Raw genomic sequence first — 15,615 nt, 5'->3', positions numbered from 1 at the left:
GTATCCGTTTTCTTGACGCATTTTGGTAGAAAGGAGTACAATAAAACCGTCACATAATTGTAAGAATATGTGGAATTATTTATTTTTTTATACTATTCATCTATTAATTTTGCAGGAAAGTGTTTTTGGCATCTTAGATGGATGGTAAGTTAGATGGTTGCGGCAATAATGAAAACCTGCTAGCAATTATTTAAGGCTAAGTCCTTATCCAAAGCTATACTTTTATTTTTTCATTTTCAGAGGGAGGGTAACTATGGAGAGTCGTCGCGAGTTTAATTTACGCAGGTTACATTCGTTGTTAGGGGTATTACCAATCGGGCTTTTTTTGATTGAGCATTTATTGGTCAATTATTTTGCGACAAGAGGGCCTGAAGCGTTCAACAAAGCAGCTGAATTTATGCATGATTTACCTTTTAGGCTTTTAATGGAAATTGTAGTAATTTATTTGCCAATCCTTTTCCATGCTGTATTAGGTCTTCATATTGCATTTACGGCAAAATATTCAGTGGGAAGTTACAGCTATTTCCGTAACTGGATGTTTGCTTTACAAAGGATTACAGGTATCCTAACTGTTATCTTTATCGTATGGCATGTTTGGCAAACGAGAGTACAGGTAGCATTAGGTGACACAGCGAATGCGGATATGATGGTAGAAATTTTTTCTAATCCATTTATGATTGTGTTCTATATGGTAGGTGTACTTTCAGCAATATTTCACTTTGCAAACGGGCTATGGTCATTTGCGTTAAGATGGGGACTTATCGTAACGCCAAAATCCCAAAGAATATTTACATATATAACTCTTGGAGTTTTTGTATTCTTAGCTTTTATGTCCATTCGCACACTGCTGGCATTTATCAACATGGCTTAAACAATGTAATAGCTTAGCAGGTAAGTCTGCTAGTTTAATAAGGAGAGGGTCGGTTTATGAGTAAAGGGAATATAATCGTAGTCGGCGGCGGTCTTGCTGGTTTAATGGCTACCATCAAAATCGCCGAAGTAGGACATAAAGTAGAACTTTTTTCAGTCGTACCCGTTAAAAGATCACATTCCGTTTGTGCCCAAGGCGGTATTAATGGAGCGGTCAATACAAAGGGTGAAGGAGATTCACCTTGGGAACACTTTGATGATACTGTTTATGGCGGTGATTTCCTGGCTAATCAGCCACAGGTAAAAGCAATGTGTGATGCCGCTCCATCCATCATTCACATGTTTGACCGTATGGGTGTTATGTTTAACCGTACGCCGGAAGGATTACTGGACTTTAGAAGGTTCGGAGGGACTCAATTCCACAGAACGGCATTTGCAGGCGCTACAACAGGTCAGCAATTACTGTATGCATTGGATGAGCAGGTTCGCCGTTATGAAGTGGCAGGTCTTGTTCAGAAATATGAAGGCTGGGAGTTCCTTGGAGCCGTACTTGATGATGAACAGGTATGCCGAGGAATTGTAGCTCAAAACCTAACTTCTATGGAAATAAAATCTTACCGCGCGGATGCCGTTATTATGGCAACTGGAGGTCCTGGTATTATTTTTGGTAAATCAACGAATTCCATCATTAATACTGGTTCAGCAGCGGCGATTGTATATCAACAGGGTGCAACTTATGCTAATGGAGAATTTATTCAAATCCATCCAACGGCAATTCCAGGAGATGACAAACTTCGCTTGATGAGTGAGTCTGCTCGTGGAGAAGGCGGACGTATTTGGACATATAAAGATGGGAAGCCTTGGTACTTCCTTGAAGAAAAGTATCCTGCTTATGGAAATCTTGTACCTCGTGATATCGCAACGCGTGAAATTTTTGACGTGTGTGTGAATCAAAAACTGGGAATCAACGGTGAGAACATGGTTTACTTGGATCTTTCTCATAAGGATCCAAAAGAGCTCGATATTAAATTAGGCGGAATTATTGAAATCTATGAGAAATTTACTGGTGAAGATCCTCGTAAATTGCCAATGAAAATCTTCCCGGCTGTCCATTATTCGATGGGCGGATTGTGGATTGATATTGATCAAATGACGAAAATACCTGGTCTTTTTGCAGCTGGTGAATGTGATTTTTCCCAACATGGGGCTAACCGTTTAGGTGCGAACTCCTTATTATCCGCCATTTATGGAGGAAGTGTTGCAGGACCAAATGCTGTACGTTATGTAAATGGACTTGCTAGAAGCGCTGATTCCTTACCTGATTCTTTATACGAACAACATGAGAATGTTGAAAAGGAAAAATGGAATCGGATCATGTCCATGAACGGAACAGAAAATGCGTATTCCATCCATAAAGAACTGGGTGAATGGATGACAGATAACGTAACGGTCGTTCGTTATAATGACAAGCTTCAAAAAACGGATGAAAAAATTCAGGAACTGATTGAAAGATGGGAAAATATCAATATTAACGACACAGCTAAGTGGAGCAATCAGGGAGCATCCTTTACACGCCAGCTATACAATATGCTTCAACTTGCACGTGTCATTACACTGGGTGCTCTGCAGCGTGATGAAAGCCGCGGTGCTCATTACAAACCGGACTTCCCTGAACGAAATGACGAAGAGTTTATGAAAACGACAATGGCTGACTTTGTAGATGGTAAATCTGCACCAAATATTTATTACGAAGACATTGATGTCTCACTTATTAAGCCGCGTAAACGTGACTACTCTAAGAGCAAGGGGGCAAATTAATCATGGCAACTGAAAGTAAAGTGCTATTTAAAGTACAACGCCAGGACAACCCGAACTCTGAGCCTTATTTTGAAGAATTCGAGCTGTCTTATCGACCTAATATGAATGTCATCTCCGCTTTAATGGAAATACGCCGTAACCCGGTAACAAAAGATGGCAAGAAAACAAGCCCGATTACTTGGGATATGAACTGTCTGGAAGAAGTTTGCGGTGCCTGTTCCATGGTGATTAATGGAAAGCCGCGTCAATCCTGTACAGCCCTGGTTGATCAATTTGAACAGCCAATCGTGCTTGAACCTATGCGCACGTTCCCGGTTATCCGTGACCTTCAGGTAGATCGTAGCAGAATGTTTGACTCACTTAAAAAAGTAAAAGCATGGATCCCAATCGATGGTACATATGATTTGGGTCCAGGACCTCGTATGGCTGAGAAAAAACGTCAGTGGGCCTATGAATTATCTAAATGTATGACTTGCGGGGTATGTCTGGAAGCCTGCCCGAATGTAAATAGTAAGTCCAATTTTATAGGACCGGCACCTGTATCGCAGGTTCGTTTATTTAATGCTCATCCAACAGGTGAGATGCAGAAAGCAGAACGTCTGAATGCATTGATGGGTGATGGAGGAATCCAGGATTGTGGTAATTCTCAAAACTGTGTCCAAGTTTGTCCGAAAGGGATTCCTTTGACTACATCGATTGCGGCATTAAATCGTGACACGAATGTCCAAGCTTTCAAAAATTTCTTTGGAAGTGACAAAATTTAAGATTATTATCTTTGTTGTCTAAGCTGTCTGCAAGAGAAATGATAAAAGCATATGGTATGAATCTGTTGGTCCAAATAGTAGATAACCTATATGATAGATTGTTCGTTTTTCACAATAGACTTACAGTCACCATTAACCAGACATACTGAAATAAGAGTAGAATAACGAAAAGACCGTCTTTCCTATTGTGAAAGACGGCCTTTTCGTTAGGGTTGATTAATTTGCTTTCATGATTTCAATAGCTTATGAACTCGAATCTATTATTAATATATATTTCCGTGTAGTGTTTAACTACCATAACTGGAAATTAACTTATTTACTGCATTCACCTAGTTATCGGTAAAAACATACACTATTTGTCAGTAAAATAATTACATATGGTAATTTTTTCTGTATAATGAATGAATAGTCATTCATTATTGTGGGAAGGTGTGTTTTGTATGAGTAAAATTACATATATCGAAAATATGGAGGAATGGTTAGGAGAATTTACTTTTTCATCTCCAGTAAAGGTACGATTTTCAGAGACTGATATGTTTGGGCATTTGAACAATACGGTTCCTTTTACGTATTTTGAACAAGCTCGAATTGAGTATTTTAAAAGTCTTGGGTTAATGCAGGATTGGGTGGATACAAAACAGGAAACAATCCCAGTTGTGGCGGATCTTCAATGTGATTATCTTTCTCAAGTTTTTTTCGATGAGAAACTGGATATTAAAGTGAAGGCATATAAAATAGGCAATTCTTCGGTTGATATTCATTATCTCGGTGTACGAGAGGACGAGGTACCTTGTTTTACAGGACGTGGAACGGTTGTCCAAATTTCCAGGTTCACCGGTAAGCCAGTAGCTTGGACCGATGAAATGAAGGAGTTATTTTCTGCTAAATTGAAGAAACAGCATCAATCTTAAAAGCATATTCAATCTTAAATATAGTCACTCCTGATCGACCAGTTACATACACTAACGTGACTAAATATATACCCAATCCTAAGGTTATGGCTGGTAGCAAGGAGGGTTACAATAGTTGAAGGAGAACGATTTCACTCATAAACCTTTACTCACAAAAAGAGAAAGAGAAGTATTTGAGTTATTGGTACAGGACAAAACAACGAAAGATATCGCCAAGGACCTCTTTATTAGTGAGAAAACTGTGAGAAATCACATTTCCAATGCGATGCAAAAATTGGGCGTAAAGGGCCGTTCACAGGCGGTCGTAGAACTACTTCGAATGGGTGAATTGGAGTTATAAGATCATTTGATGGTCTTATTTAAAAGTATATGTAGCAATTGATCTAATTACCATTGTTCTTGACAATTCCTTTATGAGTCCATAAATTAGGAAGAGTAGCGAATAGCAAATCACTATACATGTCATTGTAAAATGCAAAGTGAGTGGTTTGACTCTCTACTCTATTTTTGTGTCTAATTATAATTGGAAAACGGACAAACTAATGATAAAGTTATAGACAATCCGTTTTAAAAAATAGAGCTAGAGTGTAAGCAAAAGATAGATAGAGGCGATCTGATTTGGATAGAGAAAACCCAATAGGACTTATAGATTCGGGTGTTGGCGGCTTAACGGTTTTTAAAGAATTTATCAGGCAGCTCCCAAATGAAAACTTAGTATACTTAGGTGATACTGCTAGATGTCCATATGGGCCTCGGCCTATGGAGGATGTACGCAAGTTTACCTGGGAAATGGCTAATTTCCTTTTGAAAATGAAGAATATAAAAATGTTAATTATAGCCTGTAATACTGCAACAGCTGCGGTGCTTGAGGAAATGAGGGCAACATTGCCTATTCCGGTTCTGGGTGTTATACAACCTGGTGCAAGAGCAGCGATTGATGTATCAAAATCAAGAAATATCGGTATCATTGGAACAGAGGGAACGGTACGAAGCAAAGCTTATAACAAGGCATTATTAAGCATTCATCCAAGAGTTCATATTGAAAGTCTTGCATGTCCTAAATTTGTCCCGCTGGTTGAAAGTGGTGAATGGAACAGTGCCATTGCTAAAAAAATTGTAGCCGAAACATTAAAGCCATTAAAAAATAGAAGTATGGACACATTAATTTTAGGCTGTACGCATTACCCATTGCTTACAGAACCTATTTCAAATTATATGGGATCTTATGTGACGGTTATATCATCCGGTGAAGAAACGGCGAGAGAAGCAAGTGTCTTATTAGAGCATGCAGGTATGCTCAACAAGGGAAATCATCAACCAACCTATAAGTTCTATACGACAGGCTCCAGAAGAATGTTTAAATCCATTGCCTACTCATGGCTAGGAGAAGCGGTTGAAACAGTAGAACATGCCAAGCTAGAGCTGTTCTTAGGATAAAGAATAATATAGCCCCCTATGCACATCCAGAAGTGTTGAAAAGCCTTTCTGTATTGCATAGGGGTTTTTGAATTTTTCTGCTTATAAAGGTATAAAATGAGCCAAGCTCCGTATATATGTAGTACAAACAGTCTTAGGAGGAATGGTGTATGCCTTTACGTACGAAATCAATGTTAGTCGCTACGGTACTCATCTCATCTGTTTTAGTGTCAGGTTGCGGCTTGTTCGATTTACCAAAAAAGGAAGAAATTGATCCGCCGCAGGATGTTACGTATTTAAAGGAAGAGGGGGAAGGTGAAAAAGCCGTGAACTCGGAAGATGCGAATACGGCTGAAGAAGCAGGGCAGATCCAAACGGAATTATATTTAATGGACTCAAATGGATTTATTGTGCCTCAAACGATTCCATTGCCCAATACAGAAAGTGTAGCGAAACAGGCGATTGAATATTTAGTGGCGAACGGTCCGGTAACAGAAATGCTTCCAAATGGATTTAAAGCAGTTTTACCGGCAGATACAGCTGTGAAAAGTGTAGATATTAAAGATGGAGCAGCCACGGTTGATTTTTCTAAAGAGTTTAAGGGATATAAGGCAGAGGATGAAAAGAAAATACTAGAATCAGTGACATGGACGTTAACACAATTTGATAACGTAGATAAAGTAAATTTACAAATTGAAGGGAAAGCATTAAAAGAAATGCCTGTTAACAAAACAGCCATTGAAGACGGTACCTCAAGATTGATGGGAATTAACAATGACCATACAGAGTCGACAGATATTATGAATACTCGTCCCGTTACAGTTTATTATATGTCAGGTGAAACAGATCACTATTATTATGTTCCGGTGACAAAAAGGATCAGCAATCAGGAAAAAGATAATGTGGAAGCTGTTGTCAGCAGTCTGATTAAAGGTCCTGGTTATTCCTCACCGCTTGTAACTGAATTCAGGCCAGATGCAGCTCTATTGGACGAACCTAAAATAGAAGACGGCGTAGTGACGCTTAATTTCAATGAATCTATTTATTCAAGCTTTGATGACGAGGAGAAAATTGTTTCCGGCCATTTATTGAATGAGTTAGTTCTATCCTTGACTGAACAAAGCGACATTAAAAAAGTAGCCATCCAGGTAAACGGAGAGAAAGAACTTCTTAAGGAAGATGGCAAGAAGCTGACTGAACCAGTGACACGTCCTGAAACCGTTAACACTGGAAAATACTAATAATCAGAAAGATGGGCAAGTTCCATACAGGAACTTGCCTGTTTTTAATTTGGACAAAATTGGCTATGATGTTTGCACAGGGTGCTTTTTTATTAAATTAGGGTATGCTACACTTAGCATGATGCACACAGTTTAGGAGGTACTTATGAGATTTGATGGTCGTGAGAAAAATGATTTAAGACCCGTACATATAGAAACAAATTATATTAAACACCCGGAAGGTTCGGTGTTAATCAGTGTTGGTGATACAAAGGTGATTTGTACCGCCAGTATAGAGGACCGTGTACCGCCATTTATGCGTGGAGAAGGTAAGGGATGGATTACTGCCGAATATTCGATGTTGCCACGAGCAACAGAACAAAGGACTATGCGTGAATCAACAAAAGGAAAAGTAACCGGGCGTACGATGGAGATTCAGCGTTTAATCGGGCGTGCATTACGTGCGGTAGTGGATTTGGAAGCACTTGGGGAGAGAACAATCTGGATTGATTGTGATGTTATTCAGGCAGATGGCGGAACGAGAACAGCTTCGATTACGGGTGCATTCGTCGCGATGGCCATTGCATTGCATAAGCTTCAGGAGTCAGGGAAAATCAACTCCTATCCAGTTAAAAACTATCTTGCTGCCACATCCGTCGGGATGATTGAAGAGTTTGGAGCGGTTCTTGATTTGAATTATCATGAGGACTCTCAGGCTTTGGTGGATATGAATGTCATTATGACAGGTGCAGAGGAATTCGTGGAACTTCAGGGAACTGGTGAAGAAGCTACTTTCTCCAGAAATCAATTAAATGAATTGCTGGACCTTGCTAGTGAAGGTATGAAGCAATTATTCACTGTACAACAAGAGGCGTTGGGAGAAATAGCAGCCAAAATTCAATAAAGCGTACCCATGTATACGCTTTTTCTCTTGGGAGGAGAAGGTGAATATGAAAACCGTTTTAATTGCTACCAAAAATAAAGGAAAAGCAAAAGAATTTGAAGCTTTATTTTCCCCGAAAGGGATAAAGGTTATAACCTTGTTGGATATTGAAAATGCAATCGATGTGGAAGAGACGGGAAGTACGTTTGAAGAGAATGCTCTTTTAAAGGCAAATGCTATTTCTGAGCTACTGAATATGCCTGTTCTCTCTGATGACTCTGGTTTGATCATTGATGCGTTGAATGGCCGTCCAGGTATTTTTTCAGCCCGTTATGCAGGACCTGAAAAAGATGACCGGGCCAATTATGAAAAGATTCTCGAAGAATTAAAGGGTGTTCCCGCTGAAAAACGAACTGCACGTTTTTATTGTGCGATTGCATTGGTTGGACCGAATATGGACCCAATTACGGTATCTGGAACATGTGAGGGAACCATTGCTGAGGCTCCGGATGGCGTAAATGGCTTTGGATATGATCCTGTATTCTTTGTGCCGGAAAAACAAACAACGATGGCTAACCTGAAAGCGGAAGAAAAAAATAAAATCAGCCATCGTGCGAATGCTTTGAGAGAATTAGAAAAAGTAATAAATGAAAAAGCGGATGAATTCCTATGAAATGTTTAATTGTCAGTGACAGTCATGGCTTAGAGGAAGAATTGAACGTTTTGCATGAGAGACATAAAGATGAGGTGGATTTGTTTATTCATTGCGGCGATTCAGAGCTATCACGTGATGATCGAGTTATTCAGGGTTACCAAACTGTGCGGGGAAATTGTGATTTCGGCGAAGATTTTCCGGAAGATTTAACTGCACATCTTGAAGACTGGTCGATACTCGTGACACATGGGCATTTATACAATATTAAATCTACGCTGATGAATATTAGCTTGAAAGGGAAAGAACTGGGTGCAAATGTCATCTGTTTTGGCCACTCGCATGTAGCAGGAGCTGAAAACATTGATAACTGCCTATATATTAATCCCGGAAGCATTCGTCTGCCAAGAGGAAGTCAGTATAAAACCTATGTCATTCTAGAAAAACAAGGCCAGAATGCGATCGTTGATTTTTACACGCTGTCGGGGGAAAAATTACCAGGCTGGCAATTGAAAACAACACTTTCCTAAATTCAAAAAAAGTTGTATAGTAAGTGAAGGGAATATTCAGATCAGGATTGTGAGTATCCCTTCCCTTCACTACTAAAAACTTTTAAAAAACTTTTTTAAAAAAGTTATTGACTTAAAAAGAAAGTGATTATATAATAATAAATGTCTTAAGGACAACGTAAAAAAATTATAACATGTCCCAGTAGCTCAGCTGGATAGAGCAACGGCCTTCTAAGCCGTCGGTCGGGAGTTCGAATCTCTCCTGGGACGCTAACTAAAGAAAGAGGCAAAACCTTTATAAAGGGTTTTGCCTCTTTTGCATTTTATAAGATGGATTAACTACCCCTTCGTTTAGAACTATATAAAGGAAAGGCTGGATGGGAACCTTTTGTGATGATTTCTGTGATAATTGTAGACAAGATACTGCTATAGATAAGTCCGTTATCTCCATAGGCTAATAGAAAATGGCAGTGAGGAAATTCATCATATTGACCGATAAGAGGAAGTCCATCATGTGTACCGCCATAAAAGGCTCCAAGATAATATTCAGGTTCAACTCTTATGTTGGGAAATAGTTTGTTAAATTCTTCAATCAGTTTCTTTTTTTTATGAATAATTTTTGAATCACGATTCTCAGGATAGATTGTGTTTTCGTCCAGTCCTCCAATGATAATCCGGTTATCTGCAGTTGTGCGCATATAGATATATGGGCGTGCTGTTTCCCAAATTAATGTTTGCTTGTACCATTCAGATTGCTGAAGATTCTCAACCGGTTTGGTAATAACAGCATATGAGCTGGTCAGAAGACAATCTTTATCTTTTTTAAACTCAAGCCCTTCGTAGCCAGCAGCAATGATAACATTTTTTGCTGTAATGGAATGATTGCGATCAGTATGAAATATAGCATGATCATCAGTGAATTCTTTCCTTGTTATTTTTGTATCCTCAAATATTTGTACGCCATTTTGATGAGCTGCCTGAAGCAGGCCGTGATTATATTTAAATGGGTTAATTTCCCCGTCCTTATGAATATACAAGGCTGATTGTTTGGAGAAAGGGTATCGCTCTTTAATTTGTTCTTCGTTAAGCAAATCCACATCAAAGCCGTGCTTGGCCAAATATTTGTATTCATTTTGTAATTTCTCCTCTCCTTGAGGATCGCTGGCATAATAGAGACTATCCCTTCGTTTAAACTCGGAATCTATATTTAGTTTTTTCGACGTTGCTTCAATTTCAGATATGGCTTGTTCACATAATTTTGTATGGTAAATGGCTGATTCTTCACTAAAGGAATGGACCAATTCGAACAACATCTTATCTCCTAAGTATTGAAGGAGGGCGGTGTTGGTCATTGTGCTGCCGGTGCCAATCCTTCGTTTATCTACTACTGCTACCTTAAGTCCTTTATTGCATAAAAGGTATGCGCACTGAGCCCCTGAACTTCCTCCACCAATAATCAGAACATCACAAATTAGATTTTCCTCCAAGGGTGGGTATGAAGGAGGATCAGGATAAGTTGTTTGCCAATAAAATTTGCCATTCTGTAGATTCATAATTCTTGCTCCTTTAAATAGGGATGATTTGCATAGAATTCCCTCGTGAAATCAAAATATTCCCGTAGTAAAATGCCGAGTTATGATATGGATTGAAATGTGAAGAATTGCAACATATCACTTTATAATCTGAATAAGTAAAAAAGAAACAACCCTCTGATAAAGATAAGAGGGTGTTTCTAATTAATCAATGTAAACAGATCTCACTAAGGTACGTATAGATTCTTCTCCGTTAGGGTGTTTGGTCGTGATATCAATCGTCATATTATATACACCGGGTGTCGGAACCTTTGGCAGTGTAGCAGAGAAATCGGCTCCGATAGTGGCCTTCGGCAAGATGTCTTGTGTTAACTCAACCCCATCTTTATCAATTACTTTAATAGTCATACTACTTGTTTTTGCATTTTTAGGAGTGTGAATGGTGAATCCAGTTTGCTCTGCTTTGCCTGTTCCGGACATCTCTAGTTTATATACATCCTTTTCGTCAAAGGTAGAGGCCAATAGATAGGCATCATCCGCTTCCTTTGCTTGTATTTGTACAGCCCATATACCAGGGGTGAAGTCTTTATTATTAAAGGTATATAAGCTAGCACCGGAAAAGAGCATCTGATCGACAATCGGCTTGGAGGCGGGAACGACGGTACCATTCGGTGAAATTAATTCAATACCTGTAGATGAGCGGGCCGTATAGATCGAGATTCTACCGGTTGTTTTTTCTGGGATATAGATCTCTTTTTTTACAAGTTGACTTTTGGCTAAGGCATCCCCATGAATGTAGTGGGAAGATGTGTTTTGGATGGCCGCTTCATATTGATTGGGAAGATCGGTTGTGATTTTAGTTTGTGTGACAGTAGCCGTACGCAAGTAAGGTTCAATTCGTGAAAATACCTTAGAGCCCATTCGGATATTATCATGGTCAATCGAGCTATCCGTGAACAGATGTGTACCGTAGGGTAGTTTGGAGCTTGTTTCGGTGACCAATCCATCATTAGCACCGTAGGAAGATAAATAGGCACCTCCTAAGGATAGAGCAGATAAAGCCGGTCCATGGTCCGTTCCTGCCACGGTATAGTATTTATTCTTGTTTCTGTTCGTATGGCCGTCTGTGACAGAACGGAATCTGGCCATTTCGCCAACCTGTAAAGAGTAAGTTCCGGCATCATTTTGACCTAGCAAATCCCCAAGCCAACCTGCATACCAGCTATTTGATAAGTCTGCCAGCTCCGAGCCACGATGTGGTGAGCCTAATGTGATGACCCTGCCAACATAGGGGTGGGCACCATAATGGATAAGCGCTGCCTGAGTATCTGGTCCGCCTTTGCTGTGAGCGATGATGTTGACTTTCTGACCGTCAAAGTGGCGCGAGATATCGGCCAGCATCGATGCAAGCAATTCTCCGTTCGTATACTGATTTTCTGACCCGTTTCCGGCTGCATCATACAGCTGAACAAAAGCAGTTTGGTATCCGGCTTCATACGCCTTTGTATACATATCATTCACGCCATGATATTCCGTTTCACCGTACCAACTGGTTGAACTGCCATTTTTCCCTTGGATAAAAACAATCGGAGGTTTTGCAGAGTTATAATTTGGCGGCTTATCACCCAAGAACCATTGGCCCGGTGTAAAGGTTTCGTCAGGTGGCTTTAGCTTACCGGCTATGACTTTGGTAGGCTGGCTGAGGGGCAGAAAAAGTAGAGCTGCTGATAATATAACTCCAAATTGCTTCTTGACACTATTTTTCATAATATTCCTCCATTCAAGTGAGGTTTTAATACAAAAATTCTATGATGACTTAAGGCTGCTTATTCTGGAGCAAATGGCTCAAAGGATATCATAAGTTTTAATGTGGGTTTGTTGCTAGATTCATAGAGGGCTTCTACTGTTTGATGAATTACATTTATCAAAAAAGTGTTAGTACGAGGCGGTTAAGTCTGCTCTTATTCTTTTAAATATACATCATTATCAAATAAAAACACAAAATTGTTTTATTTTTTAAAAGAGTCGGGTTAAATTTACTGGTGTGATTAGATAGTAAGTAGGCTTATAGTTCGATTCTCTACTAAAGTCATTGATCAAAGGGGATGATAACCTTATCTTTCTAATGCTAAGTAGTGAATTGAGATAGGTATTTTCTGATTAACCTATGGAGGGGGGAGAAGTAAGCAAGGATGTTGGGTGCTTCATTACTGTGTTCAGTCATTTTTATTGGCATATTTTTAAGAAGAAAAAAAGGTTGCCCTTAAGCGCTTAAGCACTTTGACAACCTTTCTTCTGCAAATTAATGAGAGTGTTTCATATTCTCTTCAAGTGCGCTTGCAACCTTTTGGAACTCTTCGTCACTCTCGATTTCGTGAAGTTCACCGTCTTCGTCAATTTTGAAGAAGAATATTTCCATATCTTCTTCTGTTTCGCGTTTAATTTCTTCTACAAGGCCGGCAACTGCATATTCAGAATCATCTATCTCTAGTGTGCCAAGTACTTCAATTTCTTCCTCTTGCCCATTTTCGCCTTCTAATATGAGGATTTCTCCTACTTCAATTTTAGCCATTTGATTACTCCTTTATCCTATTACTTGTCCGCTTAGTATATCGATTATTGAAATGAAAAACAACTATTGAGTCATTAGGATTTATTGTAGCCAAAATGCTTGTTCAAGCAATATTATTTGTTTATCACGAATTCCTTGTTACTATTAAATGGAAACTTTATTATGAAAGGATTCAAACAAATCATGTCAAATACACTTGTTAATATAAATATACCTGTTTCAGTATTAAATTTAGCACCTATTCGAAAAGGTCAGGATTCAAAAGGTGCGATTGATTCTATGGTGGATCTTGCGCAGGCTACGGAGAAAATGGGATATAAGCGGTACTGGGTGGCTGAGCACCATAATACACCGACTATGGTTAGTTCTGCGACGTCCATATTAATTAAACATATTTTGGAACACACAGATCAAATAGAGGTGGGATCCGGTGGAATTATGTTGCCTAATCATTCCCCGTTAGTTGTTGCCGAGCAATTTGGTACGATGGCTACAATTTATCCTAATCGATTAAATTTAGGATTGGGTAGAGCTCCTGGTACAGATATGATGACGGCTAATGCCCTAAGACGTTCGCAAAAGGATTCCGTTTACACGTTTCCTTCTGACGTACATTCCTTATTAACCTATTTGGGACCGGAAGAGACGCAGGGTTACGTAAGGTCGTACCCTGGTGTCGATACAAATATACCTATCTATATTTTAGGTTCTTCTACGGAATCAGCTGTACTTGCAGCTAAATTGGGTCTGCCATATGTATTTGCAGCTCATTTTGCTCCAACTTATTTAGAAGAGGCTATCTCCATTTATAGAAGTCGCTTCCAGCCATCTGAATACCTAAGTGCTCCTTATATGATGGTCTGCCTGAATGTGATTGCTGCCGAGAGTGATGAAGAAGCAGAATTGGAATCTACAACTATGCAACAATTTTTCTTAAACGTGGTGCGTGGGACAAAAAATCCATTAAGTCCTCCAGTTGAAAATATGGATGAGTTATGGCGGGGTCCTGAAAAGCAAATGGCTCAATCGATGTCCAGTGTCACTTTGCTGGGATCAAAGGCTTCCATCCGTGAACAGTTAATCCAATTCCAAGAAAAATATAATGTGGACGAAATCATGGCTGTATCCTATATCTTTGATGAGGACAAACAAAAGCGTTCCTACGAAATATTAAAAGAAGTCGTTGACGAAAAATAAATAAAAAACATCGTATCTGACGGTTCATTAAACCGTTTGGGTACGATGTTTTTATTTTCAATGTGATAATTGAATTTATTGGTAATGTAAAAGAGCCTTGTTACGTTTCGATGAGTGTAACAGAGGCTCTTATCATTTATCTATTATGAACTTTAGGGCAATCTAAAATTAGTCATATCATTTATTTTGTTTTGCTAGATTAGCTACGGTACCACCATCTACACGTAAGTCGATGCCTGTAATATAAGAAGCTGCATCGCTTAGTAAAAATTCTACAGCAGTAGCAATTTCTTTGGCTTCTCCTTCACGACGTAAAGGTGTTATTTCAAGCATCTTTTTCATTTCTGCTTGTTTAGATGCTTCTTGGCGGCCCATTGGGGTATTGATTGTACCAGGAGATAGAGAAGTTATACGTGCTCCTTTTTCTCCCCATGTCCATGCCTGTTCTTCCACAATTAATTGTACACCTAATTTAGATAAGCTGTATGCAGCTCCTGGGTTCCCTTGAGCAAATTGCTCCATTGTTTCCACCACATTTTCTGCTAATGGCTGTTTTAGTACATCAATATAAGGACCTTGGCGTGGAGGCATATATCCACTCATGGATGAAATACATACAACAGCTGTTCCTTCTGTAGCGTAAGGGAGGAAAGCTTCTAAAACAATACCTGTACCTACGAGGTTAACTTCTGTAATTCGTCTAGAATCTGCCATTGTAGGCGATAGTCCGGCTGTATGTACCAATCCTTTTAAAGTACCAAGTTCAGCAGCTTTTTCTGCTAAAGCTTCTACGTTTTCTCTGGAAGTAATATCAACTGTTTGGATATGTACATCTTTAATTCCTTTTGTGGCTAATTCCTCTTTTGTTTGAACTAAACGTTCATTTGAAACATCTGCCAGAAGAACAGTTCCTTTCTTGCCGACTAATTCAGCCGTAGCTTTGCCCATTCCGCCTGATCCACCTGTGATGACATAAACTTGTTTTTCCATGATTAAACCCCCTGTTTGTTATTCAATTTTATTATAACTTTTTTAGAAGGAAGCGAACACTTAAGTGAACGAATTTTGTGATTATTGGAAGCGTTCTTTTTTCTGCTAAATAATATGGTAATAAATATGTGGTGGTAAATAGAGGAAGGTGCAATGATTTGTTATAAATTTTATAGTATAGAATAATTTAGGAGACATCTATTAAATTATTGGATTTTTGCTATATTAATATCATCAATTCATCAATATCCTCTTGAATAACTTCTCTCTTTCAGATAACA

The 15,615-nt window shown here is 39.0% G+C and carries 15 protein-coding genes and 1 tRNA gene; 12 read left to right on the top strand and 4 right to left on the bottom strand.

All coding sequences use genetic code 11. The annotated features are described in order from the left end of the window. The first annotated feature begins 253 nt into the window (after positions 1–253). From AC58NB_RS05305 to AC58NB_RS05255, 11 genes are all read left to right on the top strand, one after another. Positions 254–871 carry a succinate dehydrogenase cytochrome b558 subunit gene (locus AC58NB_RS05305; protein WP_497425781.1) on the top strand — a complete coding sequence of 206 codons (618 nt, stop codon included), beginning with the start codon at positions 254–256 and terminating at the stop codon, positions 869–871. A gap of 56 nt (positions 872–927) precedes the next feature. Then, complete coding sequence (gene sdhA / locus AC58NB_RS05300; protein WP_497425780.1) at positions 928–2,688, top strand: succinate dehydrogenase flavoprotein subunit; 1,761 nt, start codon at positions 928–930, stop codon at positions 2,686–2,688. Positions 2,689–2,690: 2 nt separating this feature from the next. Then, positions 2,691–3,452 (top strand): succinate dehydrogenase iron-sulfur subunit, encoded by a 762-nt coding sequence (gene sdhB / locus AC58NB_RS05295; RefSeq protein WP_497425779.1) that lies wholly within the window; start codon positions 2,691–2,693, stop codon positions 3,450–3,452. Positions 3,453–3,892: 440 nt separating this feature from the next. Further along, on the top strand, positions 3,893–4,363 hold the full coding sequence (locus AC58NB_RS05290) for an acyl-CoA thioesterase (RefSeq protein WP_497425778.1): 471 nt from the start codon (positions 3,893–3,895) through the stop codon (positions 4,361–4,363). 115 nt (positions 4,364–4,478) lie between these two features. Next, positions 4,479–4,703 carry a helix-turn-helix domain-containing protein gene (locus AC58NB_RS05285; protein WP_066108719.1) on the top strand — a complete coding sequence of 75 codons (225 nt, stop codon included), beginning with the start codon at positions 4,479–4,481 and terminating at the stop codon, positions 4,701–4,703. 278 nt (positions 4,704–4,981) lie between these two features. Next, entirely contained in the window at positions 4,982–5,800 is an 819-nt protein-coding gene (gene racE, locus AC58NB_RS05280; protein WP_497425777.1) for a glutamate racemase, read from the top strand. A 149-nt stretch (positions 5,801–5,949) separates the two neighbouring features. Beyond that, complete coding sequence (locus AC58NB_RS05275; RefSeq protein WP_497425776.1) at positions 5,950–7,020, top strand: GerMN domain-containing protein; 1,071 nt, start codon at positions 5,950–5,952, stop codon at positions 7,018–7,020. 145 nt (positions 7,021–7,165) lie between these two features. Continuing rightward, the gene (rph, locus tag AC58NB_RS05270) at positions 7,166–7,903 is read left to right on the top strand and encodes a ribonuclease PH (protein WP_497425775.1); all 738 of its coding nucleotides are present in this window, start codon (positions 7,166–7,168) and stop codon (positions 7,901–7,903) included. A gap of 46 nt (positions 7,904–7,949) precedes the next feature. After that, positions 7,950–8,555: an XTP/dITP diphosphatase gene (locus AC58NB_RS05265; protein WP_497425774.1), complete on the top strand. Its 606-nt coding sequence runs from the start codon at positions 7,950–7,952 to the stop codon at positions 8,553–8,555. Then, the gene (locus AC58NB_RS05260) at positions 8,552–9,064 is read left to right on the top strand and encodes a metallophosphoesterase family protein (protein ID WP_497425773.1); all 513 of its coding nucleotides are present in this window, start codon (positions 8,552–8,554) and stop codon (positions 9,062–9,064) included. Before AC58NB_RS05265 ends, AC58NB_RS05260 begins: the two co-directional genes overlap by 4 nt. Before the next feature lie 175 nt (positions 9,065–9,239). After that, positions 9,240–9,313: transfer RNA gene (locus AC58NB_RS05255), tRNA-Arg, on the top strand. A 65-nt stretch (positions 9,314–9,378) separates the two neighbouring features. Here AC58NB_RS05255 and AC58NB_RS05250 read toward each other — a convergent pair. The 3 genes from AC58NB_RS05250 to AC58NB_RS05240 all read right to left on the bottom strand — a co-directional run bounded on the left by AC58NB_RS05250 (position 9,379) and on the right by AC58NB_RS05240 (position 13,147). Beyond that, the gene (locus tag AC58NB_RS05250) at positions 9,379–10,596 is read right to left on the bottom strand and encodes an NAD(P)/FAD-dependent oxidoreductase (protein ID WP_497425772.1); all 1,218 of its coding nucleotides are present in this window, start codon (positions 10,594–10,596) and stop codon (positions 9,379–9,381) included. Between the two features lie 183 nt (positions 10,597–10,779). Further along, complete coding sequence (locus tag AC58NB_RS05245; protein WP_497425771.1) at positions 10,780–12,342, bottom strand: lipase family alpha/beta hydrolase; 1,563 nt, start codon at positions 12,340–12,342, stop codon at positions 10,780–10,782. A gap of 535 nt (positions 12,343–12,877) precedes the next feature. Next, positions 12,878–13,147 carry a DUF1292 domain-containing protein gene (locus tag AC58NB_RS05240; protein WP_497425770.1) on the bottom strand — a complete coding sequence of 90 codons (270 nt, stop codon included), beginning with the start codon at positions 13,145–13,147 and terminating at the stop codon, positions 12,878–12,880. Positions 13,148–13,309: 162 nt separating this feature from the next. Between AC58NB_RS05240 and AC58NB_RS05235 the strand changes: the two genes are divergently transcribed. After that, complete coding sequence (locus AC58NB_RS05235) at positions 13,310–14,344, top strand: LLM class flavin-dependent oxidoreductase (protein WP_497425769.1); 1,035 nt, start codon at positions 13,310–13,312, stop codon at positions 14,342–14,344. Between the two features lie 177 nt (positions 14,345–14,521). Here the strand turns inward: AC58NB_RS05235 and AC58NB_RS05230 are convergent, their stop codons facing one another. After that, positions 14,522–15,334: an SDR family oxidoreductase gene (locus AC58NB_RS05230; RefSeq protein WP_497425768.1), complete on the bottom strand. Its 813-nt coding sequence runs from the start codon at positions 15,332–15,334 to the stop codon at positions 14,522–14,524. Positions 15,335–15,615 lie beyond the last annotated feature (281 nt).

The organism is Pradoshia sp. TA40_28 (assembly GCF_059694525.1).
Note: the sequence above shows the minus strand (reverse complement) of the source record. Positions and strands in the feature narration are given on the sequence as shown.

Bases quoted from the DNA above. Each gene is read 5' to 3' on its own strand.
- AC58NB_RS05305 (WP_497425781.1), top strand. From the start codon at position 254: ATGGAGAGTCGTCGCGAGTTTAATTTACGCAGGTTACATTCGTTGTTA.
- sdhA (WP_497425780.1), top strand. From the start codon at position 928: ATGAGTAAAGGGAATATAATCGTAGTCGGCGGCGGTCTTGCTGGTTTA.
- sdhB (WP_497425779.1), top strand. From the start codon at position 2,691: ATGGCAACTGAAAGTAAAGTGCTATTTAAAGTACAACGCCAGGACAAC.
- AC58NB_RS05290 (WP_497425778.1), top strand. From the start codon at position 3,893: ATGAGTAAAATTACATATATCGAAAATATGGAGGAATGGTTAGGAGAA.
- AC58NB_RS05275 (WP_497425776.1), top strand. From the start codon at position 5,950: ATGCCTTTACGTACGAAATCAATGTTAGTCGCTACGGTACTCATCTCA.
- rph (WP_497425775.1), top strand. From the start codon at position 7,166: ATGAGATTTGATGGTCGTGAGAAAAATGATTTAAGACCCGTACATATA.
- AC58NB_RS05265 (WP_497425774.1), top strand. From the start codon at position 7,950: ATGAAAACCGTTTTAATTGCTACCAAAAATAAAGGAAAAGCAAAAGAA.
- AC58NB_RS05260 (WP_497425773.1), top strand. From the start codon at position 8,552: ATGAAATGTTTAATTGTCAGTGACAGTCATGGCTTAGAGGAAGAATTG.
- AC58NB_RS05250 (WP_497425772.1), bottom strand. From the start codon at position 10,596: ATGAATCTACAGAATGGCAAATTTTATTGGCAAACAACTTATCCTGAT.
- AC58NB_RS05245 (WP_497425771.1), bottom strand. From the start codon at position 12,342: ATGAAAAATAGTGTCAAGAAGCAATTTGGAGTTATATTATCAGCAGCT.
- AC58NB_RS05240 (WP_497425770.1), bottom strand. From the start codon at position 13,147: ATGGCTAAAATTGAAGTAGGAGAAATCCTCATATTAGAAGGCGAAAAT.
- AC58NB_RS05235 (WP_497425769.1), top strand. From the start codon at position 13,310: ATGAAAGGATTCAAACAAATCATGTCAAATACACTTGTTAATATAAAT.
- AC58NB_RS05230 (WP_497425768.1), bottom strand. From the start codon at position 15,334: ATGGAAAAACAAGTTTATGTCATCACAGGTGGATCAGGCGGAATGGGC.